We start from the raw sequence: 21,821 nt of genomic DNA, 5'->3' as shown, positions 1-21,821 counted from the left end.
CCATATCCTTCAGACGCTTGGCCTGGTCTACCTTCAAACCTCCGTATTCCTTGCGCCAACGGAAGTAGGTCTGCTCGGTCACACCCAACTGACGACTGATCTCCGCGATCGTGCGGCCTTGCGCCGAAAGCACCTCGGCCTCTCGCAGCTTGTGGATGATCTCTTCGGAACTAAAGCGCTTCTTGGGCATGGTCCAAATCTCCTTAGTCATAGTTTATGAACAATCGATCTGGATCAGTTTTTTCAGGTCAGGTCAATACGGCTAGTGCACCAACTATTGACGAAGCTTCTCAGATTGCCTTGCAGCGATGCGGTGCGAAGTCTTCGGACTGCAAGGTCTATTTTTCCGATTGCAGTTACGCGGAGCAAGTACAGTAAATTCCGGTTGTCAAGTGACCTGCCCCCACTGGGCCGTACCACGCGAAGCTGAGTAAAGTCCGCCAACTGACGAGGACGGACATGCGCAAGAGTCGATTCACCACCGAACAGATCATCGGATTTCTCAAGCAGGTCGAGGCCGGCATGGCCGTGGCGGACCTGTGTAGGCAGCACGGCTTCAGTCCGGCCAGCTTCTACCAGTGGCGCGCCAAGTACGGCGGCATGGAAGCCGACGAGGCCAAGCGGCTGCGCGAGTTGGAAGTCGAGAATAATCGGCTCAAGCGGTTGCTGGCCGAGGCCCATTTGGACATCGAGGCGCTCAAGATCGGCTTCGGGGTAAAACGCTAGCCCCGCAACGCAAGCGCGAGGTAGTTCGGCGCATGCTGGACCTCACCGAGGTCAGCGAGCGCCGAGCCTGCCGCCTTGCGGGGCTATCCCGCGATGCATATCGCCATCCGCCGATCCCATCGACGGCGACGCAAGCTCTGTCGACGAGAATCGTCGAACTGGCGCAAGTGCGTCGGCGCTTCGGCTATCGCCGATTGCACGATCTGTTGCGCCCGGAGTTTCCAGACGTGAACCATAAGAAGGTCTACCGCCTGTATAGCGAGGCGAATCTCGCCGTGCGCCGCCGCAGGAAGGCCAGGCGACCGGCCAGTGAACGCGTGGCCCTGTCGCCGGCTAACCGGCCCAATGCGGTGTGGAGCATGGGTTTCGTCAGCGACGCGCTGGCCAACGGGCGCCGGCTCAAGTGCCTGACCATCGCCGACGACTTCAGTCACGAGTGCGTCGACATCGTCGTCGATCACGGCATCAGTGGCGCCTACGTCGTACGCATGCTGGATCAGGCCGCTTGCTTCCGTGGCTATCCCCGGGCCGTACGCACCGACAATGGCCCGGAGTTCACCAGTCGTGCCTTCATCGCCTGGACGCAGCAACACGGCATCGAGCATCTGCTGATCGAACCGGGCAGGCCGATGCAGAACGGCTACATCGAGAGCTTCAACGGCAAGTTCCGCGACGAGTGCCTCAACGAACATTGGTTCACTTTGCTGACCCAAGCCCGTGACGTCATCGCCGACTGGCGACGCGACTACAACGAGGTTCGACCGCACAGCAGTTGCGGCCGTATCCCACCTTCGCAGTTCGCTGCCAACCATCGAACAAAACAAGCCAACAACGCAGTAACCTTCAACCCCGGACTTTGTCAGTAACTACTGGGACGGCCCCTGGGGGCAGGTCAGTCATAACCATGACGACCACCGCGATCGACATGACCTTGGCGGTGGGCCGCGCAAAGAGTACCGAGGTCGTTGACCGCGCCGGTGATGCTTGGAGGCTGATTCTAAGCGCCAAGAATGTGGATACTCGTTGGGCTATGAGGAGTCTTGAGTTGACCTCGGTGTGCTGCCGATGAAGAATCAACCATCGACGCGTCGGGATTGCAGTCGTAGCCAGAAGGAGCTGGACTAACGTCTGGCAATGCCTAACTTAGAGAACGCAGTCATGAAAAACTCATTTTGCTTAAACCTTGCTCTTATCTCTCTTGCTGTTTTGTGCTTTTCCGGCGAGGCCACGGCTTGCCCCGCAGGCATGATCGCCAATCCGATCGGCGCTGGCGGCCAGGCGGAGTGCGTTCCTGGCGTGAATCACCAGAATTGGGGCAGGGGTAGCGGGTCCGGCACGATCTCGTACTACGACGGCTATGGCGCCTTCTCCTTCGATGCGGAGAACGTCAAGGTCGGAGTCAGCGACCCGTTGGATTCGTTCGGCAGCAAGGGTCAGGCCAAGCGCTCGGCGATGAAGAGTTGCAAGCAGAACGGCGGCAAGAAGTGCAAGGTCATCGATACCTTCATGAACCAATGCGCGGTCACGCTGCTCGGCGCGACCGATAGCGGCGGCGGCACGCTCGCGATCTACGTCGGCAAGGGCAAGGAGGTTGCCGACGCGAAAAAGGATGCTGAAGCTCAATGCAAGACCAGCGGTTCGCCTATATGCCAGCCCGCGTATGCCGATTGCGTCAGCCCCTGGAGTCGCTGAAGTGTCGTAGAGCCGACGCGCAGAGATCGCCAAGCGAAATCCGATTCGGGGCGGCCTGGCCACGGCATCAGCGAGCGGTGTGATACAACGGCGCCATCGCACGCGTTGCAGTCCGACGAGGTCGCATGAAGTACTTACCTCATTGCGCAATGATGATCGCCGCGGTGCTGGTGGTAGGCTGTAAACCTGCTCCGGCCCCGACGTCCGCTCAGACGTCGTCGGCCGCCGCGCCGGCGGCTCCGGTGGCCGCCGCGACGGCGCAAGCTGAGCAAGGAAAGCAGGAAATGGGTTCGCTGCAAGGTCTGCTGGATCTACTCGGCGCCAAAGACGGCGCGGCCTGGTCGGCCTTCGACCGCGCGGCCGGCGTGCAGTGGCGCGATCCGGCGCCGCAGGACAATCCCGATTCCAATGCCCCCGAGAACGCGCGTTACCGCAGCGGCACTTTGCTGCTCAGCGGTTTCGGCGCGGTCGAGGTGCCCGACGGCAAGGCTGGGGCCGAGGCGGGGACCCGTCAGGCCAACGAGGGCGAGGTCGGGGTGACCCTCAACGGCGACGCCGAGCGGGTCCATTCGTTCTCGCTGGTCAAGTTCTACGCCAGTGACGATTACCAGGGGATTCTGCGGAATCAACTGGGTCCGGGCACCTCGCTGAAGCCGATCGCGGGGCAGTGCGAGCTCGACTACGGCACGACCTCGGAGAACACCCAGGCCAACCAGTTCTTCGAACTGGGCTTGACAGGGTCGAAAATCGTGTATGCTGAAGTCTACGTGGACGACGGGGGCAACCAAGGCCCCGGCACGACCACCTTCGAATTCACCCACGACAAACCGGCGCGGAAGATCGCGTCGATGCGTTGCAAGGAGTTCTGAACGATAAGGGGAGCCCCTTAGCTGGTGCGACACGCGGTCTCATCGAGACCCTCACAATCTGATTCGATCTATCCATATAGGAACAGCGTTATGGCTGATAGACGAGAAAAGGCAGTGGCCACTGCCCATGAGTACCACCAGGGTACTATCGCGAGCTTGGATGCTGCGATGACCCGGCGTTTAGTTGCTTCCACGGTTCTGACCGAGAGCAACGGCGGTGATCTGGCTATCACCAACAAACAAGGCTATGTCGGTCGCTACCAGGCGGGAGCCGGTTGGCTGGCCGATGCCGGCTATGTCGACAAGCACAAGCTCGACACTGCGATGAAACACGACGGCTTCGACCCCGAGAAAGTGCGCGGGGCGGAGTGGAAGTGGGCGAGCAGCGGCGGCATGACGCGCTTTCTCGACGACAAGTCGAACTGGAACCAAGGCCTGAGCCTGGACCAGTACAAGGCGTCCGCGGATCTGCAGGACAAGGCCTTCAAGACCAACTGCGATAAGGCCTATGGCCAGGCGCTGAAGGACGGCGTGCTCAACGAGGACAGCAAGGCCGAGACAGTCGCCGGCTTCCTCAAGGCGCGCCACATCGCCGGCTACGGCGGTGCCAAGGCCGCGGTCACCGGCGGCCGGGTCACGCGCGATGCCAACGGCACCAGCAACTTCGACTACCTGCACGACATCACTCGCGACCGCGACGGCCTGAATCGATACATGGCGCGCGATCCGAAGACCCATGCGCGCATGGATGAGCCGGGTGGCGAAACTTCGCGCGCGCAGGCCAAACCGGCCGCCGACGCGCTCGCCGACGGCTTGCTCAAGCACGGCGAACGCGGTCAGGGCGTGCGCGACCTGCAGGAATCGCTGGCCAAGTTCGGCTATCGCGATGCGCAGGGCCATGCGTTGCGCGCCGATGGCGACTACGGCGATCGCACCCGCGAAGCGGTGCAGGCGTTCCAGCGCGCGCACGGGCTCAAGGACGACGGCATCGCCGGTCCGAAAACGCTCGATGCGCTCAAGCAGTCGGCGCAGATGCCGTTGCTGTCCCATCCCACTCACCCCGATCACGCGATGTACAAGAGCGCGCTCGATGGCCTGGAAAAACTCGGCCCTCATGCGTTCAACAATCGCGATGACCTCGAGCGCGCGGCGGCGACGCTGACGTTCGAGGCCAAGGCCGGCGGATTGAGCAAGATCGACCATGTCGTCTCCACCGCCAACGGCGCAAGCCTGTTCGCGGTGCAGGGCGCACTGGACGATCCCGGGCACAGGCACGCTCACGTCCGCAAGGATCAGGCGGCCAATCAGCCGATCGAGCAGTCGACCCTGCAGATACGCCAGGACCTGCTGCCGCAGAACGACGCACAGACCCAGGAAGCCCGGACGAGGACGCAGTCGGTCTGAGCCCGCGCGTGTTCCGTTTCCCATGTGGAACCGGAGATCGCTCGGCCCAGCTCCGACGCTCGTAGTCCGACGGCCTTGCGCGCGTCGCATCCGGCATCCGGCATTCGCCGTTCCGCATCCCGCGCGCCGCCTCTCCGGGCCTCCCATCGTTGCCCCCGCATTCGTGATCAATCAAGGAACCACCATGACCTCCAGGAATCTGCTCGGTATCGCGCTGTTGACCGCTCTGATGGGCTGCAAGGCCGGCGAAGCGCCCGGCGCGTCGGCTGCGGCGCCGGCGGCATCGGCGCCGAGCGCGGTGGCTGCGACCGCCATCGATGCGACCGCCGCGACCGCGAATACGCCGGCGGCGCCGGCTGAGGCCGAGTCCGGCGACGGCCGTTCGCTGTGCGCGGCGAACGAAGACATCGTGATGTCGTGCAGCCTCGGCGGCGACAAGAAAATGGTGTCGGTGTGCGCGTCCAAGGGCGTGAGCGATCAATCCGGTTACGTCTACTTCGCGCAAGGCGCGGCGGGTAAAGCCGACTACGTGTTCCCCGCGGACAAGTCGCCGGCCAAGGGCCGCTTCAAGCGCAGCCATCTGAGTTTCGGCGGCAGCACCGGCGGCTTCGCGTACTCGTTCGAAGACGCTGGACGCAAGCACATCTTCTATTCGATCTCCGGCGATCAGGGGCTGGAGGATCAGGGCGTGATCGTCGCGCCCGCCGCCGCCACCGCGGCGACCAAGGCCGATTCGGCGCTGGCCTGCGAGAAGGGCAGCGTGATCGAGGACGAGGGCGATGCGCTGTTCAAGTACACGATGAGCTGGCCCAAGGACGAGGCCATCGAACAACACGGCCTGCCCGCCAAGAACTGAGCGACGGCCCGAAGTCTCACTCTTATCCGATCTGTCAAGGAAGTATTTATGTCTACACCGAACAACCGCGATTTCCTGTTGCTCAAGGCCTACGAGTCCGGCATCCACGATCCGAAGGAACTGGCTGTTTTCATGGGCCAGATGCAGATCGAGTGCGGCGGCTTCAAGAGCATGAACGAGAATCTGAACTACAGCGCCGCCGGGCTGATGAAGACCTTCAAGGGCCGTAACGGCATGGACACCGATGCCGAAGCGGCGGAGATCGCGCGCGGCGGTCCGGAGAGCGTGGCCAATGCGATCTACGGCGGCCGCTGGGGCGCGCGCAAGCTCGGCAATACCGAAGAAGGCGATGGCTTCACCTTCCACGGCCGCGGTTACGTGCAGCTGACCGGGCGTTCCAACTACGCTGCCGCGGCCAAGGATCTCGACATCAATCTGGTCGCTCATCCCGAGCTCGCCGCCGATCGCGACACCGCGGCCAAGATCGCCGTGCACTACTGGCAGAACAGAGTGGTGCCGCACGGCCATCAGCACGACGTCGACAAGGCCACTTACGACATCAACGGCGGCCAGAACCATCTGCCCGAGCGCCGCGCCGCGGCCGCGCAGTGGGAAAAAGCGCTGACGCCCGAGGTGATGCAGGCGCTGGCGCGCGGCGAAGTGAAGTTGCCGGCGATGGGCGGCCGCGATCCGCTCGCCGACGGCGTGCTCAAGCTCAACGAGCGCGGCGATGCGGTGCGCGAGATGCAGGAGTCGCTGAAGGCGTTGGGCTATCGCGACGCGGCCGGCAACGAGCTCAATCCCGACGGACACTTCGGCCGCAAGAGCCAGGAGGCGCTGAAGGAGTTCCAGCGCGATCAGGGCATCAAGGACGACGGCATCGCCGGTCCGACCACCTTGCAGAAGTTGAAGGAAGCCGCGCAGCAGCATTCGCAGGCGCCGGCCAACGAGCCGCGGCAGGGCGAGACTTCGCGCGCGCCTTCGCTGGCCGATCCGAACAATCGCGACCACGCCATGTACAACCAGGCGCTGACCGGGCTGGAAAAACTCGGCCCGAACGGCGGCTTCGCCAATCGCGAACAGATGGAGCGCGCCGCGGCGACGCTGACCTACGAATCGCGCGTGCACGGCATGACTCAGATCGATCACGTCGTGCCCAACGCCGATCGCAGCGGCTATTTCGCGGTGCAGGGCGGTCTGACCGATCCGGGCCATCAGCGCGTGCTCGCCAACAAGGACCAGGCGGTGAGTCAGTCGGTCGAACAGACCAGCGTGCAGTTGCGCCAGGACGTGCCGCAGCAGGCGCCGTCGGTTCAGGAAGAGCGCCAGCAGTCGCAGCGCATGGCCGCCTGAGGCAAGGCCGCTCGCCCCGGCAGGACGCCAGGGCGGGCGGAGGTTCGGGACGGCGCGGCCGCCGGATGGATCCGGCGTCGCGCGGTTCCGATCCACGGCTCCGATCCGCGGCACCGGTCGAGCCAGATGCAGTCACGCATTTCATTCGCTTTGCCAAGAGACGTCCGCCATGCCGAACCGGTTCAAGGTCCCATCCACGAAGACGGCCGCGCTGCTGCTTTCGCTTGCGGTCCTGGCCGCATGCAAGGCGGCCGCTCCCGAATCACCCGCATCCACCCCGTCCGCGACGGCCGCCAATGCCGCCGCCCCCAAGCAGGAAGCCAGCACCATGGACAAGCAACAGACCCTACCCGCCGTCGCTCCGCCGTCGCCGGGCGACGTGATCGCGGCGATCTACAACGAACGCGGCGACAACTCCGATTCCTATGAAGTGGCCAACGGCGCGATGGCGACGTTCTGGTACGGCTACGAGTTCGATTTCGCCGGCAAGCGTTACTACACCGGTTTCGCCTACAGCACCGCGGAGAAGTACGGCAAGGACAAGGAAGAAGACTTCGCCGCGCCCGACGAGCAGGTCACGCTGTCGCAGGCGACCTTCGAGCGCGGCGCGGACCCGGCCCAGCCGTGGACCTTCTACGGCGCGCAGCCGTTCCTCGGCGAATTCGGCGGCTACGAACGCGGCCCGGGCGTGGACCAGGCGCGCAAGGCCAAGACCTTCGCCACCGCGGGCGGCGGCGAGATCCTCGCGGTGCCGGCTTCGGAAAGCATCAACGAGGGCATCAGCGCCTATTACTACGAAATCTTCCTGCGCGCGCCGCACGAAGACGAGGCCACGCGTCTGGGGCCGTGGCGTTATCTGTCCAGCGTCGACGCCGGCGGCGACAACGCGGCCGGCTGCGCGACCGATCCGGCCGACGCCAAGCTGTTGCCGCCGTGCGTGAAGAGCGCCGGTGAGATCGTGTTCGAAACGATCGCCGGCCAAGACCTGCCGCAGATTTCGGTGGCGCTGTCGGGCACGCAAATCGCCGGTCCCGGCAAGGTCGGCGCGCTCGATCCGAACAAGCCGCAACACTACCGCTACGACGCCAAGGACCAGGCCTATCGCCCGGTCGCGACGAACTGATTCGCGCACATAACCGACGAATTTCATAGGAGATGACGAACATGGCTCACGACTACAGCAAAAAGGAAGTTCTGGACATCGTCGAAAAGGAAGCGCGCGAGCGCGGCATTCCGCGCGACGACTTCCTGCGTTTCGCCTACATCGAGACCGGCGGCGGCTTCGACGAAAACGCCGCGCACAGGAACAAGCGCGGCGAGGTCACCGCGGCCGGCCTGTTCCAGTTCGTGCCGGACACGGCTCGCGCGTACGGCATCCGCGGCAAGGAATTCGATCCGGTCGCCAATACCGACGCCGCGGCGCGTCTGTACCTGCATAACCGCGAGATCCTGGTCACGCGCCATGAGCGCGACGACCGCCCGTACCTGTCGGGCAAGCCGCAACCCGACGGCCTGGACATGTACCTGGCGCACCAGCAGGGCGCCGGCGGTTACCGTTCGATCCAGATGGCGATCCAGACCGGTCACTTCTCCGACCCGGATACCCGCAAGAACTTCCGCAGCAATATTTCCGCGGACGATTGCGAAAAGATCCTCGGCGTGACCAAGAAGGAATTCATGGCGCTGCCCGATCGCGAGATCGCGACCAAGTTCGTGCAGTACTGGGACACCAAGTACGACCGCATCGCCATTCCCGAGAAGAACATCCAGCCGCTGCGCAACGACGGCGTGCATCCCGCCGAGCCGCCGCGCACGCAAACGCCGCAGCAGCCCGCACCGCAGCAGCCTGCGCCGGCTCAGCCCTCACCGGCCCAGCCCGCATCGGCTTCCGGCGGCATCGTCCTGGAGCAGGCCCATCAGCTGGGTGTGCGCTACAACCACGTCAAGTACGGCTTCGGCGAGAAGAACGTCGCCAGCGGCGAGGTCGATTGCTCGGGTTGGGTGAGCCACGTGGAAAACGCCACGATGCGCGAGATCAACGCCAAGGCCGGCCGCACCGTGTTCGACGCCAAGGAGATGTTCTCGCCGGGCTTCGACCATGCCGCCGGCATCGTGGAGAAGGCGGAAAAGCGCTCCGGAGTGATGATCGAGGGCAAGGCGGTGACCGCCGACGTGCTCAAGGAAGGCATGATCATCGGTGAGGACAACGGCAAGAAGGGCTGGGATGCGGGCCGTCACAGGGGCATCGACCACATCACCATGGTGGTGCGCGATCCGGCCACCGGCGAGCTGAAGATCAGCCAGTCGCGCGGCGGCGAAGGCGTGGAAATGATCTCGGTGGAGAAGTACCTGGCGGGCAAGCACGCCAGCGGCGCGAAGCTGTACGCCACCGATCCGCTGGCCGAGGCGCGCGACCTGCTCAAGGACCACTCGCGCAATCAGACCCAGGACGGTCAGCACAAGCCCGAAGCGAGCAAGCCCGAGGCGAGCAAGCCCGAACCGGCCAAGCCGGCGGCCGTCGCGGCGATGGCCGACGGCGTGCTCGAGCGCAACGAGAAGGGCAGCGACGTGCGCGCGTTGCAGACCGCGTTGAACAAGCTCGGCTACACCGACGCCAAGGGCAATCCGCTGGGCGTGGACGGCGACTTCGGCAAGCACACCGAGGAAGCGGTGCGCAAGTTCCAGGAAGCGCACAAGCTCAAGGTCGACGGCGAAGCCGGCCCCGATACGTTGGGCGCGCTGAAGAAGGCGCAGTCTCAGCCCTTGCTGTCCGATCCCAAGCATCCGCAGAACGGCATGTACGAGGACGCGTTGAAGCAGCTCGACAAGCTGGGCGGCTTCAAGAGTCCGGAAGACATGCGCCGCACCGCGGCGACGCTGACCTACGAAGCGCGCGTGAGCGGTCTGGACAAGATCGAACACGTCGTGCCCAACCTCAGCGGCACGGGTTATTTCGCGGTCAAGGGCGAGCCGTCCGACCCGGGCGCGCAGCGGGCGTACAGCGACAAGAACGCCGCGGCGAGTCTGCCGGTCGAGCGGGTGAGCGAGCAACTGCGTCAGGACGTGCCCCAGCCGGCCCAGACCACGCAGCCGTCGCAGGACAACGAACAGCAGCAAAAGTCGAAGACGGCCGTCGCCTGATCGGCACCGGCGGCGCGCGCGCAAATCTTCGCGCCGCTGCTGGTTGGTTGCATGCGTGGCCCGCCGTCGCCGGCGTGCCGCGCCGTTGTTGGGGATGGTGCGTCCGCCGGGTCATCCGGCGGGCGCACCATCCCGGCCTTCGCGGCCGGTTGCGCCGCGGATGCGATACCGATCTGTTTCGTTCGCGTTTTATCGCCACGACCGTTGGAACCGACTGATGACCCTTCATCGTTATGCCGCGTTGATCGCACTGTGCGTCGTGTCGCTGGCTCCGGCCGGCTGCGCCAGGCACGACGCCCCAGCCGCGCCGAGCGCGGCCCAAGCCGCTGCGGACGGCGCGACGCCTGCGAGCGGCAGCGCGCCAGTGCCCGCGGAAATTCCGCAGGGTTTTTCGTCCTATGCCTCCGAATCGATCGGCGACAACAAGCAGTGCGTGGCTGGCGCCAGCCGCGACGAGGACGGGATGAATCAGCGTCCGGTCGCCTACCTCGCCGAAACCTCGGGCAAGCCGATCTGGACCAAGACCCTGGACCTGCCGGCCGATACCTACCAAAGCCGCGCAACCCATTGCGTGCGCGAAGGCAAGGCGATTTACGTATTGCTGCAGTCCGATACCCGGCCCGAGCAGAACCTGTCGCAAACCTTGCTCAAGGTGGTCAAGCTCAACCTCGCCGACGGCGCGGTGCTCGGCAGTGGCGATGTCGTCGTGCCGGGCGCGCAGGGCGCGTACTCGGCCTTCGTCGAGGAAGGCGCGCAGCACCTGAGCTGGAACGACGGCGGCCTGCGCATCGCCGGCCAATATTTCAGCCTGGACGCGCCCGACCGGCGCAGCGACTTCCAGGCCGTGCTCAAGCCGGACCTGAGCCAATGAACGCGGCCCGATTCAAGCCGTCGGGCCTGCGGAATTGCGACGCCGTGGCGCGGTGCCCAGAAGCGCGCGCGGCTTGCTGCGAAAGTTCGATGTTTCAGCAGGGAAATCCAACGATGAAATTCAAACGAGCGCGGATGTTGACGATGGCGGTCGCGCTGGCGGCGGCGCTGGGCGGATGCGATCTGGCATCCAACAGCCCGCCGGCCTCGGCGGCGGCCGATCAGGCAGCCGCGCCGCCGGCCGCGGCGAAATCGGCGGCGCCGGCCCAGGCCTGTCCTTCGCAGGACTTCGACGCCTTCCTCAAGGCCTTCGCCGAGGATGCGCAGTTACAGAAGAGCTACACCCAGCGGCCGCTGCAGAGCGAGACCATCGACGCCGACGCCGATCCCGAGCCCAAGCCGGTGATCGCGATGCTCGACGGCGACGCGCTGCAGTTCCCGCTGATGCCCAGCGCGCAAAAGCAGCAGGCCGACGGGCTGGTGATGAGCCAGACCGAACTCAACGGCGACAAGGAAGTGATGCTGGTCAAGCCCGACACCGACTACCAGCTGTCGTTCTTCTTCCGCAAGGGCGAATGCTGGACCTTGTACCGCATGCGCGACGATTCGCTCTGACGTCGGCGCAACGCAGCCCCGCATCCTTCTGGAGATCGCAATGTCTTACCAGGACACCATGAACGTGATCCTGCCGCCGCAGCAAGGACGCTCGGCGCACGTCACCGGCCACTACGGCGAGCACCGCGACAACGGGCCGCACGGCGGCTCGGACTTCAACTACGTCGGCGGCCAGGCCGGCGCCAATCTGGATCATCCCTCGATCCATTCGCCGATCGCCGGTACGGTGGAATTCGTCGGCGGCCGCTACGGCACCATCACCATCCGCGACGCCGAAGGCAACACTCATCAGCTGCTGCACACGCAAAGCCAGTCGGTGGTGGTCGGTCAGCGGGTCGAGGCCGGCAGCGAGATCGGCACGATGGGCGGACGCGGACCGCGCGGCGAAGCGCAGTACGCGCAGCACGTGCATTACCACATGAAGGATCCGCAGGGGAACAACATCAACCCCGAGGAATTCTGGAACCGCCGCCAGACCGTCGGCGCGCGCGCGGCCGCGGCCGATCGCGACGACGGCGTGCTGAGCCAGGGCGAGCGCGGCGCGGATGTGCGCGCGCTGCAGGAAAACCTCAACCGTCTGGGCTACCGCGACGAGCAGGGCCGGCCGCTGACCGCCGACGGCGATTTCGGCGACGGCACTCGGCAGGCCTTGCGCGCGTTCCAGCGCGAACACGGCCTGCGCGACGACGGCATGGCCGGTCCGCGCACGCTGGAAGCGATCGGCAGCGCATCGCCGCGCCAGGATCCGCGCGGCGCCTTGTTGTCCGATCCCAGCCATCCCAATCACGCCATGTACCGGCACGCCTTGGACGGACTGGAACGGCTCGGCCCGCAGGCCGGCTTCCACAGCCAGCAGGACCGCGAATGCGCCGCCGCCACGCTGGCCTGCAAGGCGCGCGTCAGCGGCATGGACCGGATCGATCACGTGGTCCAGAACGTCAGCGGCACCGGCGTGTTCGCGGTGCAGGGCGGGCTCAACGATCCGGCCCATTACCGCGTGTTCGCCGACAAGCAACAGGCGATGGGCCAGAGCGTCGAACAATCTTCGCAGCGGTTGGCGCAGGACGCGCCGGCGCTGACGCTGACGCAGCAGACCGAGCAGCAGGTGCAGGAAGTGCGTCAGCAGCAATCGCCACGGATGACGATGGTCTGAGGTCCGGCTGCGGCCGGGCAGGGCGGCGCAAGGACGCGCCGCGGCAACGCAGGATGCAGTCGGTGCCTGCGCAGGATGCGCGGGCATCGCCACAGGTCGGTTCGAATCGGCGACCGCGTCTTCGGTGGAGGTGGACGGCGATTCGGATCGGAGGGCCTCGCAGGCCAGGGACGGCAAAGCAGTCGCTGCGAGGTCTGCGACATGGAGGTCCATGCTTCGCCCGCAAGGGCGGGGTGGGCACGGCAGGTTCGGTCGCTAGGGAGGCCGAACCTGCCGCTGCCGCTTGCCGATGTCGTGGCCGGAAGCGCGGCCGAAATTGCGGCCGATCGCCATCCTCGGCGATGGCCGGTTCGACCGCGGACACCGGCCGGGGTAGGCTCGACCCGCAGGCCGGCGTCATCGGTCCGAGCCACGGCGGCAGCGATGCCGCGACACTCGCGGCGGTTCGCCGCGATTCCGCTCACCGGACGCACCGGCCCGGGGCGATCGATTACCGGACCGGAGCGTCCGCCACGGAGGCCGCGATGAACTCGCATCCGCAGGATCAGCAACTCAAGGTCGGTACCGAGGCATCCAGCCAGACCCTGGACGAGATGCGCCGGGCCGAGCAGCGCAACCTGCTCAGCAGCGCCAACCACCCCCGGCACGACCTGTTCTCGCAGGTGCGGGTGTGCCTGGACAAGCAGGAAATGGCGCGCGCATACAGCCCGGGCGAACGCGACAACCTGGCCGCGGCGCTGGCCCTGGAAGCCGCGCGCGGCCGCCACGGCGCCGACCATGTCGTGTTCAGCCACGACGGCGCCCGCGCCTTCGCGGTCGAGGGCGACCTGGATTCGCCGAGCCGCCGGGTCAGCTACGTCGATGCGGCCCAGGCCGCGCAGCAGTCGATGCAGCGCAGCAGCGAGCAGTTCGCCCAACTCGCCCGCGAGCAGGATCTGCGGGACCGGCAACGCGAGGCTGAGCGCCAACGCGAACCGGACAAAGAACGCCAGGACGGATCGCGCGCCAGCGAACGCGAGCGCGAGCGCGAGCAACCCTCGCTGCTGCGCAATCTGTTCAAGGACAAAGACTGACCCGCCGGACTGTCCCGGCCCGACCGGCAACCCGGACCTTTCCGGCGAGCGAGCAGGCATTGGAGGCCCGCAATGAATGAGTACCGACACCACATCCAGACCAAGGGCAGCTACCAGATCGTGGCCTTGACCCGCGATTCGGAGTACCAGGAGGACGAAATCTACGCCTACGCGGTGATGTCGTCGTCCGGGGTCAAGTTGCGTCAGGAGTTGACCCTCGACGGCGCCCAGATCTGGCTGGACGACTGGATCATCAAAGAATTGCTGGCCAGCGGGACCGATTCGCCGGATATGATGTCCCCATCGCGCCCGGCGGAGCTATCCGGGCTCCGGGCAGGCCGGAAGCGACGCTGACCGACAGCGGGTTCGGGGAAACAAGCAGGAAACACAACGTGAAAGGGAAGCCGATTTTTGCCCTGGTGGCCTTGGTGCTGGTCGCCGCCGCAGGGGTGTATCTGTCGGGGTACATCACCTTGTTGTTGATGAAGATCGACACCGGGGTGTTGAAGTGGAACACCTACCTCGATTACCTCAAGGTGCTCGACGTTCCTCAGTACAAACCCTATGCCGGCAAGATCAAGGCCGGCGGCATCGTCGGCTTCGGCCTGCCGCTGCTCGCCTACGGCGGCCTGCTGTTCTTGATTTTCAAGCCGAAGAAGAAGTCCATGCACGGCGACGCGCGCTTCGCGACCGCCGGCGACTTGAACAAGAAGGACATGTTCAAGTCCACCCCGACCAGCATCGTGGTCGGCAAGTACAACGGCCGGCTGGTCCAGCTCAGCGGCCAGCAGTTCGTGATCCTCGCCGCGCCGACCCGTTCGGGCAAGGGCGTGGGCATCGTGATTCCGAACCTGCTCAACTACCAAGGTTCGATGGTGGTGCTGGACATCAAGCAGGAAAACTTCGATCTGACCAGCGGCTGGCGCTCGGGGCAGGGGCAGGAGATCTTCCTGTTCAATCCCTTCGCCGAGGACCGCCGTACCCACCGCTGGAATCCGCTGACCTACGTGTCCAGCGATCCGGCGTTCCGCGTCTCGGACCTGATGAGCATCGCCGCGATGCTGTATCCGGACGGTTCGGACGATCAGAAGTTCTGGATCAGCCAGGCGCGCAACGCGTTCATGGCGTTCACCTTGTACCTGTTCGAGGCTTACGACGACGCCAACAAGGTCGGCTTCCCGTTCGGCACCGTTCCGACCCTGGGCGCGGTCTTCCGCCTGTCCTCGGGCGACGGCAAGAGCGAGCTCAAGCCGTTCCTGAAGGGCCTGTCGGAGCGTCCGTTCCTGAGCAGCAACGCCAAGGCCGCGTTCGCCAACATGCTCTCGCAGGCCGACGAAACCTTCGCCTCGATCCTGGGCACGTTCAAGGAACCCTTGAACCCGTGGATCAACCCGGTGCTGGACGCGGCCACCAACGCCGACGATTTCAAGCTGACCGACCTGCGCAAGAAGAAGATGACGATCTACGTCGGCATCCAGCCCAACAAGCTGGCCGAAAGCCGTCTGATCGTGAATCTGTTCTTCAGCCAGATCATCAACCTCAACACCCGCGAGCTGCCGCAGAACAATCCCGAGCTCAAGCATCAATGCTTGCTGCTGATGGACGAGTTCACTTCGATCGGCAAGGTCGACATCATCGCCTCGGCGGTGTCGTACATGGCCGGTTACAACCTGCGCCTGCTGCCGATCATCCAGAGCATGTCGCAGTTGGACGCGACCTACGGCAAGGACATCTCGCGCACCATCATCACCAACCACGCGCTGCAGATCATCTACGCGCCGCGCGAGCAGCAGGACGCCAACGACTATTCCGACATGCTCGGCTACACCACCGTGCGCAAGGAGAACATCACCCGCGGCCGCGAAGTCTCGCGCAGCGAGTCGGAAGAACGCCGCGCGCTGATGCTGCCGCAGGAGCTCAAGGCGATGGGCTTCGATACCGAGGTGTTCCTGTACGAAGGCATCCCGCATCCGGTGAAATGCGACAAGATCAAGTATTACCAGGACAAGCTGTTCACCCAGCGCCTGTTGCCGAAGGTGACGGTGCCGATGTTGGACATCAAGGTCTGAGGCTCCGGCCGGTTCCAGGCTGACCCGAAGACGCCGCCGGTGATTCCGGCGGCGTCTTCGTTTGGGCCCTTGGACGCTCGATGCGGCAGCGGCGCGAGCCGCGGTTGCGGCGGCGGCCCAGGTGGTGCGACCGGTCCGCTCCAGCGGCCCGCGCGGTCCCGGTCGTTGCATGCCCGCGTACCGATGCAGCGTTGCGATTTCATGCCGCCGTCGGCGATCGCGTGCTTGCGACTCGGGCCATAATGGCCGCAGACCGCACGTCAGGCCGATCCCATGAAAGACCTCCGCGTTTCCCTAGTCCAAGGCGCCACCCGCTGGCACGACCCCGCCGGCAATCGCGAGTACTACGGCGATCTGATCTCATCGCTGCACGGCATCACCGATCTGGTGTTGCTGCCGGAGACCTTCACCAGTGGCTTCAGCAACGAGGCCATCGGCAACGCCGAGACCATGGACGGCCCGACCGTCGCCTGGATCCGCGAGCAGGCCGCCAAGCTCGGCGCCGCGATCACCGGCAGCGTGCAACTGCGCACCGATGAGGGCGTGTTCAACCGCCTGCTGTTCGCCACGCCCGACGGCGGGCTGCAGACCTACGACAAGCGCCACCTGTTCCGCTTCGCCAAGGAGCACGAGCGCTACGCCGCCGGCCGCGACCGCCTGACGGTGGAGTGGAAGGGCTGGCGGATCTGCCCGATGGTCTGCTACGACCTGCGTTTCCCGGTGTTTTCGCGCAACCGCTTCGATGTCGAGCGCGCCGGCGCGCCGGACTTCGATCTGCTGTTGTACGTCGCCAACTGGCCGTCGGCGCGCGCCTATCCGTGGAAGACCCTGCTGCGCGCGCGGGCGATCGAGAACCTGTGCTACGTCGCCGGGCTCAACCGCGTCGGCGACGACGGCAACGGCCTGCACTATGCCGGCGACAGCGCGGTGATCGATTTCCTCGGTCATCCGGTCAGCGAATGCACCGACGAAGAAGTGGTGGTCACCACGACCCTGCAGGCGGCCGAACTGGCCGCGCATCGCGAACGTTTCCCGGCGATGCTCGACGGGGATCGGTTCGAACTGGCTTGATCTTGGGCGCGGCGACCGCGTCGGACCGCTCGCGCGGGGCGATTGCGGCATAAAATGCGCCGATAGTCGGGAGATCAGCATGCACGGATCGCGTATTTGGAGCGTGGCGGCGCTGGCGATGGCGCTGGCCGCTTGCGGCGAGGCGCCGGATCAGGACTACACCCGCGCGCTGCCGCGCCTGGAGGTGAGCCAGTCAGAACAGGAGCGCTGGAGGGGTTACCTGGATGCGGTCCAGGAAGCCGAGGCGCTCGGCGACCGGGTCAAGACCTGCCTGGCGTACCCGGACCTGCCGGGACAACAGTGGCCCGACGGCGCGGCGAAAGCGCGCTGCCTGATCCTGCGCGAATCCGAGCTGAGCCTGGAGAAGATCGGCGACATGCTCGACGCGCCCGACGGCGCGCAGCGACTGGACGCGTGGTACGCCGAATCGTTGCGAGCGCATTACCAGGGCGGCGATCGCGCCGATCAGTTGTTCATCGATTTCGAAATCTGGGACGACAGCGAAGCCGCGGGCGCGTTGTCCGAGCGCTGGCTGCGCGCCTCGCCGGAAAGCGCATACGCCTTGAGTGCGCGCGGGTTGGTGCGCCTGAGCGAAGCGCTGCGCGATCGGGGCGGCAAGTTCATCGACGAAACCTCGCAGCAGCAATTGCGTGGAATGACCCGTGGATTCCAGCGCGCGTTGCCGCTGCTGCGACGCGCGTTGGCGATCGAACCGCGTCTGTCGCCTGCCTGCGACGCTCAGTTCAAGATCGGCCAATACATCAGCGATACGGTGGTACGAGCCCAGGCGCGCGAAGCCTGCCTGAGCGTCGATCCCGGATCGTGGTACGTAGTCCACACCTGGCTGCAGCGGGCTGCGCCGAAGTGGCACGGCACCCAAGCCGATCTGGAAGCGGTGCTGCGCCATATCCAGACGCATCAGGCCCGTTATCCCGCATTGGCCTCGCTGGCGGGCGACCTGGAGCAGGCACAGGCGCTGATCGCATTGAACCAGAAGGCGCCGGTGATGCCTTACTCGGCCTTGCTGGGCAAGGCCACCGCGCAACGACCGTTGCCCGACATGCTGGGCTACGCGGCCGCCGATGCCTATCGCAGGCGGCATTATCTGGGCGCGGCCGGCTACGCCTCGCAGGCGCTGCGCTTCATTCCCGACCGCAGTTACTTCCGAGTGTTGCGCACCGGCGCCTACGATCGCCTGGGCCGCTTCGTCGATGCGGTGCGCGACGGCCAGCGGCTGGTCGCGTCAGGCGACGCCGATGCCTTCACCTACAACTCGCTGGGCCGCTCGGCGCAGGAACTGGGCCAGTACGACCTGGCGCGCGAATCGCTGGAAAAAGCGCTTGAAGGCAGCGCCGATCTGCATTGGACCTATCGCAATTGGTGCCAGTTGCAGATCACGCCGCAGTTGTTCGCCGACAAGGCGCTGATCTGCACCGAGGAACTGGTGAACAAATATCCGAAGGATCCGCGTTCGCTGTTCATGCGCGCCTGGGTGCTGATGGATGTCGGCGATCCCGGCGCCGAAGCGATGGCCGAGCGTTTCTTCGCCGTGGCCGATCCCAAGGATCGCGTGCAGGCGTCTTTCGCCCAGCAGTTGCGCCAGCGCATGGGTAAACCTCCGCAGTAAAGGGGCCGCGGCGTGCGTCGGCGGCTTGCGTGGCAGGCGTGTTTCGCGGTCGCGGCTTGCGCCGCTCCTACAGGGGCTTCGGATGCTTCGCTGTAGGAGCGGCGCAAGCCGCGACCGCGACAATCGGATCCACCGCGCGCGCCGGAGGCCTCGTCGCAAGGCCCACCCCGAGTCGCCGCGTCGCTCGCAGCGCGCTGTTCGCGCTCAGTAATGCTCCCGTGCGCGCGAGTGCGCGCGGTCGCCTTCGATCGCGTCCTCGCTGACGCCGCGTTTGTGGAAGTAAACCTGTTCGGCCGCCCAGCGCAGCGGCGCCGAGTGCAGCAACAGATCGAACGGCCAGTCGAACTGGAAGCGGTCGAACGCCCAGCGCAGCGCGCGTTTGCTGCGGAACTTCGGCGCGGCGTCCTGGGCGATCGATTCGGGCGCCGGGCCAATACCGCGCGCGTGCAGCGCGATCGCTTGGCCCAGCGTTTCGCCGTGCGCCCAGGCCGAATGGATGCCGCCGGCGGTCACCGGCGAAACGATGCCGGCGGCGTCGCCGGTCAGCATCGCCCCGTCGCGCGCGAGCGGGAACACCGGGCCGCCGCAGGGAATCAGGCCGGCGCGGGTCGCCGCGGGCTGCAGTTGCGCGCTCAGTCCCACCACCTCGCGCACGCGCGCCAGGAAGCCGTCGATGTCGGGCACGCGCGCGTGCTCGGGGTCGTGCCGCAGCGCCAGGCCCGCCTGCACGCCGCCGGGGTTCTGCGCGATCCAGCCGATGTAGCCCGGCGCATAGCGCTTGCTGACGAAGCAGTGCAGGGCGCCCGATTCGGGCAGGGTGGCGCCGGGAAACTCGTACTCGATGCCGTAGAGGAATTCGTGCGTGCGGCCCAGGCCGGTGCGCTCGGCAACGCGTGATTTGGCGCCGTCGGCGCCGACCAGATAATGCGTGCGGCCCACGCCTTCCACGCGCCAGCCTTCGCCGTCGCGTTCGGCCTGGGTGAACGACGCGCCCAGGCGCAGGTCCACGCCGTGGCGCAGCAGTTCCTGCGCCAGCCAACGCATCAGTCGCGGCGTGTCGGTGGTCAGGAAGTAATAACCCGGCGCGCTCAGCGCCATGCTGCGCAGCTTGGGCGAATACAAACGCACGCGCTCGACCCGGTGCAGACAACCGGCCGGCGCGCGGCTCAGCCAGGTCTGTTCGGCGGCTTCCTTGACCACGATCCCGGTCGTGCGCAGTTTGTCGCCGGGATCGCGTTTGCGTTCGAGCACGACCACGCGCAAGCCCGCGCGCGCCGCGGCGAGCGCGCAGGCCGCACCGGCGAAGCTCGCGCCGACGACCACCAGATCGCAATCGTAGTGAGCGGTGTCCTGGTTCATGGGCGGACCTGTGCGTTGAGGGGTGCGGCACAGTGTCGGCGCATTGCGCGAAGCGCGTATGGCGGCTGTGTGAAGTGCCGGCAGAGGGTGACGTGGAGCGCAAAAATAACGGTAAGCGACGGCGTCAGCGCCGAAATCTTTTGTGGGAGGGCCTTCAGGCCCGACGCTTTTCGCTGCCATGTCGCGTTCGGATCGCAGGAGTCGGGGCTGAAGCCCCTCCCACAAAAGACTTCAACGCTATGAAGAGCGGTTGCGGGAGGGATTCAGGCCCGAGACTTTGCGGCCCGCCGAGAGGACGTTGATGCACACAAGGCTGTGACCGCGGTCTCCAGGCGAGCATCAACGACCGGCCCATCGCCGAAAGCGAGCGCAAGTTCCATTGGCCGCAGGGCCGGCGCCCCGACGAACATCCGGGTCTGAGCGATCTGGGTCTGTAACTTGCGACGAATGTCCGCCAACCGCGTGTAGGAGCTGCGCAAGCTGCGACCGCGAAACACGCTTGCGTCGCGGTCGTGGTTTCGCGGTCGCAGCTTGCGCAGCTCCTACAAGACGACTTCGTGCATTCGTAAAAACGACGATCAGGCGCCAGCCGCGTCCAATCCCGCATATACCGCATTGCGCAGGTCCAGGGTGAACTGGCCCATCATGCCTTCGATGGCAGTGTTGGTCAGGGCGACCACGGTGAGTTTGCGCGCCGGATCGATGAACCACGAATGCCCGTACACGCCGCCCCAGGCGAAGGTGCCGCGCGACTGCGGCGTGTTGGCGGCGATCGGATCGCTCAACACCGCCGCGCCATAACCGTAGCCCCAGCCCGGATCCAGGCCTTCGATCGGTGCGGGCACCTGGTCGCGCATCATCGCGGCGACCGAGTCGGGCCGCAGGAGGTTGCCGCCGCCTTGGCGCAGCGCTTCCAGCACGCGCAACACATCGCCGGCGCTGCCGGCCATCCCCGCGCCGCCGGATGCGTAGGAATCCGCGTTCTCCAGGCGGCCGGGCGCATAACGCAGCACACCGTCGAAGAACGGCAGCGAGGTGTCTTCGTGCATGCGCGCGGGACGGCGCGAACCGTCCGCGGCGAGGCCGTCGGTGTAGGGCGTGGCGGTGCGCTTGTGATCGGCGAGGGCGAAGCCGGTGTCCTTCATCGCCAAGGGCGCGGTGATCAGTTCCTCGATCAGTTTCGGCAGCGGCGTGGCGGTGGCGCGCGCCATGGCTTCGCCGAGCACGTCGAGCGAGAGGGAATATTTGAAACCCTGGCCGGGCGCGAAACGCAGGCGGGTCCGGGCCAGGCGGCGCAGGTTCTCCTCGATGCCCAACCCCGGTTGATCGAACCCGTCGGAGACCTCGAGGGTGTCGTAGTCGCTGCCGGCCGCTTCGCCGAAGCGATAGCTCAGCCCGGAGGTGTGGCCGAGCAATTGACGCAGCGTGATGGTCGGTTCGCTGCCGTCGTCCAGGCGCGGCCGGAACTGCGGCAGATAGTCGGTGACCGGCGCATCCAGATCGATGCGGCCTTGTTCGGCCAGCTTCATCGCGGCGGCGGCGACGATCGGCTTGGTGACCGAGGACAGCAGGAAGATCGCGTCTTCGCGCATCAACCGGTCGGACTCGCGATCGGCCAGGCCGGCGGCGCGGCGGTAGATCAGTTCGCCGTCGCGGGCGACCAGGACCACCGCGCCGATCAGGCGGCGTTCGTTGAGGGCGCGGTCGACGGCTTCGTCGATGCGGTCGCGCAAGGCGATCGGCGCGGGGCGGGCGTCGACCGCGTCGAGGCGGGTGGGTTCGAGAACGGGCAGGTTCATGGGCGCGCCTGTGTCTTCGCTTAGGTGGGGCCAAACTGGACGCTGATGATGCAGTGCACAAGTGACGGTGGCGAAACACTGCGGTGCCGAGGTCGGATGGCGTTCGTTGGGGATTCGGCGTGGGCCTTGCGCGCGGTCGGACCA

Annotated in this window: 19 protein-coding genes and 1 pseudogene; 17 read left to right on the top strand and 3 right to left on the bottom strand. The window is 65.9% G+C overall.

Annotated elements, in window-relative coordinates; translation table 11 throughout:
* A partial coding sequence (locus tag ACTOWJ_RS04985) for a transposase (protein ID WP_441333487.1) occupies positions 1-190 on the bottom strand: 190 nt, incomplete at its 3' end.
* 269 nt (positions 191-459) lie between these two features.
* Between ACTOWJ_RS04985 and ACTOWJ_RS04980 the strand changes: the two genes are divergently transcribed.
* From ACTOWJ_RS04980 to ACTOWJ_RS04905, 16 genes are all read left to right on the top strand, one after another.
* Positions 460-1,592 (top strand): IS3 family transposase gene (locus ACTOWJ_RS04980; protein ID WP_441333486.1). Its coding sequence is split into 2 segments (ribosomal slippage): positions 460-715 and positions 715-1,592, totalling 1,134 coding nucleotides; the frame shifts between segments, so codons are not numbered across the junction.
* Between the two features lie 292 nt (positions 1,593-1,884).
* Positions 1,885-2,418 carry a DUF4189 domain-containing protein gene (locus ACTOWJ_RS04975; protein WP_441333485.1) on the top strand — a complete coding sequence of 178 codons (534 nt, stop codon included), beginning with the start codon at positions 1,885-1,887 and terminating at the stop codon, positions 2,416-2,418.
* A gap of 125 nt (positions 2,419-2,543) precedes the next feature.
* Positions 2,544-3,287: a hypothetical protein gene (locus ACTOWJ_RS04970; protein WP_441333484.1), complete on the top strand. Its 744-nt coding sequence runs from the start codon at positions 2,544-2,546 to the stop codon at positions 3,285-3,287.
* A 168-nt stretch (positions 3,288-3,455) separates the two neighbouring features.
* Complete coding sequence (locus ACTOWJ_RS04965) at positions 3,456-4,691, top strand: XVIPCD domain-containing protein (RefSeq protein ID WP_441333483.1); 1,236 nt, start codon at positions 3,456-3,458, stop codon at positions 4,689-4,691.
* 184 nt (positions 4,692-4,875) lie between these two features.
* Positions 4,876-5,547, top strand: a complete 672-nt coding sequence (locus ACTOWJ_RS04960; RefSeq protein WP_441333482.1) for a hypothetical protein — start codon at positions 4,876-4,878, stop codon at positions 5,545-5,547.
* A gap of 48 nt (positions 5,548-5,595) precedes the next feature.
* Positions 5,596-6,900 carry an XVIPCD domain-containing protein gene (locus ACTOWJ_RS04955; RefSeq protein ID WP_441333481.1) on the top strand — a complete coding sequence of 435 codons (1,305 nt, stop codon included), beginning with the start codon at positions 5,596-5,598 and terminating at the stop codon, positions 6,898-6,900.
* Between the two features lie 328 nt (positions 6,901-7,228).
* The gene (locus ACTOWJ_RS04950) at positions 7,229-8,023 is read left to right on the top strand and encodes a hypothetical protein (RefSeq protein ID WP_441333480.1); all 795 of its coding nucleotides are present in this window, start codon (positions 7,229-7,231) and stop codon (positions 8,021-8,023) included.
* Between the two features lie 41 nt (positions 8,024-8,064).
* Positions 8,065-10,041 carry an XVIPCD domain-containing protein gene (locus tag ACTOWJ_RS04945; protein WP_441333479.1) on the top strand — a complete coding sequence of 659 codons (1,977 nt, stop codon included), beginning with the start codon at positions 8,065-8,067 and terminating at the stop codon, positions 10,039-10,041.
* Positions 10,042-10,258: 217 nt separating this feature from the next.
* Entirely contained in the window at positions 10,259-10,912 is a 654-nt protein-coding gene (locus ACTOWJ_RS04940) for a hypothetical protein (RefSeq protein ID WP_441333478.1), read from the top strand.
* A gap of 113 nt (positions 10,913-11,025) precedes the next feature.
* On the top strand, positions 11,026-11,526 hold the full coding sequence (locus ACTOWJ_RS04935) for a hypothetical protein (protein WP_441333477.1): 501 nt from the start codon (positions 11,026-11,028) through the stop codon (positions 11,524-11,526).
* Between the two features lie 40 nt (positions 11,527-11,566).
* Positions 11,567-12,679, top strand: coding sequence for an XVIPCD domain-containing protein (locus tag ACTOWJ_RS04930; RefSeq protein WP_441333476.1), 1,113 nt, complete (start codon positions 11,567-11,569; stop codon positions 12,677-12,679).
* A gap of 524 nt (positions 12,680-13,203) precedes the next feature.
* Positions 13,204-13,752: an XVIPCD domain-containing protein gene (locus ACTOWJ_RS04925; RefSeq protein WP_441333475.1), complete on the top strand. Its 549-nt coding sequence runs from the start codon at positions 13,204-13,206 to the stop codon at positions 13,750-13,752.
* Positions 13,753-13,824: 72 nt separating this feature from the next.
* On the top strand, positions 13,825-14,106 hold the full coding sequence (locus ACTOWJ_RS04920) for a hypothetical protein (RefSeq protein ID WP_441333474.1): 282 nt from the start codon (positions 13,825-13,827) through the stop codon (positions 14,104-14,106).
* A gap of 38 nt (positions 14,107-14,144) precedes the next feature.
* On the top strand, positions 14,145-15,821 hold the full coding sequence (locus ACTOWJ_RS04915) for a type IV secretory system conjugative DNA transfer family protein (protein ID WP_441333473.1): 1,677 nt from the start codon (positions 14,145-14,147) through the stop codon (positions 15,819-15,821).
* Positions 15,822-16,094: 273 nt separating this feature from the next.
* Positions 16,095-16,892 (top strand): amidohydrolase, encoded by a 798-nt coding sequence (locus ACTOWJ_RS04910; RefSeq protein WP_441333472.1) that lies wholly within the window; start codon positions 16,095-16,097, stop codon positions 16,890-16,892.
* A gap of 79 nt (positions 16,893-16,971) precedes the next feature.
* Complete coding sequence (locus ACTOWJ_RS04905) at positions 16,972-18,519, top strand: hypothetical protein (protein ID WP_441333471.1); 1,548 nt, start codon at positions 16,972-16,974, stop codon at positions 18,517-18,519.
* 204 nt (positions 18,520-18,723) lie between these two features.
* Here the strand turns inward: ACTOWJ_RS04905 and ACTOWJ_RS04900 are convergent, their stop codons facing one another.
* Complete coding sequence (locus ACTOWJ_RS04900; RefSeq protein ID WP_441333470.1) at positions 18,724-19,878, bottom strand: NAD(P)/FAD-dependent oxidoreductase; 1,155 nt, start codon at positions 19,876-19,878, stop codon at positions 18,724-18,726.
* A 338-nt stretch (positions 19,879-20,216) separates the two neighbouring features.
* On the opposite strand from ACTOWJ_RS04900, the pseudogene ACTOWJ_RS04895 reads away from it, so the two are divergent.
* Positions 20,217-20,315, top strand: a pseudogene (locus tag ACTOWJ_RS04895) (DUF1348 domain-containing protein); the annotation flags it as partial.
* A gap of 141 nt (positions 20,316-20,456) precedes the next feature.
* On the opposite strand, the gene ACTOWJ_RS04890 reads toward ACTOWJ_RS04895, so the two are convergent.
* Positions 20,457-21,677 (bottom strand): serine hydrolase domain-containing protein, encoded by a 1,221-nt coding sequence (locus ACTOWJ_RS04890; protein ID WP_441333469.1) that lies wholly within the window; start codon positions 21,675-21,677, stop codon positions 20,457-20,459.
* Positions 21,678-21,821: the final 144 nt, after the last annotated feature.

Origin of the sequence: Lysobacter sp. CA199 (assembly GCF_052078715.1) — a bacterium.
GTDB lineage: Bacteria > Pseudomonadota > Gammaproteobacteria > Xanthomonadales > Xanthomonadaceae > Lysobacter.
Note: the sequence above shows the minus strand (reverse complement) of the source record. Positions and strands in the feature narration are given on the sequence as shown.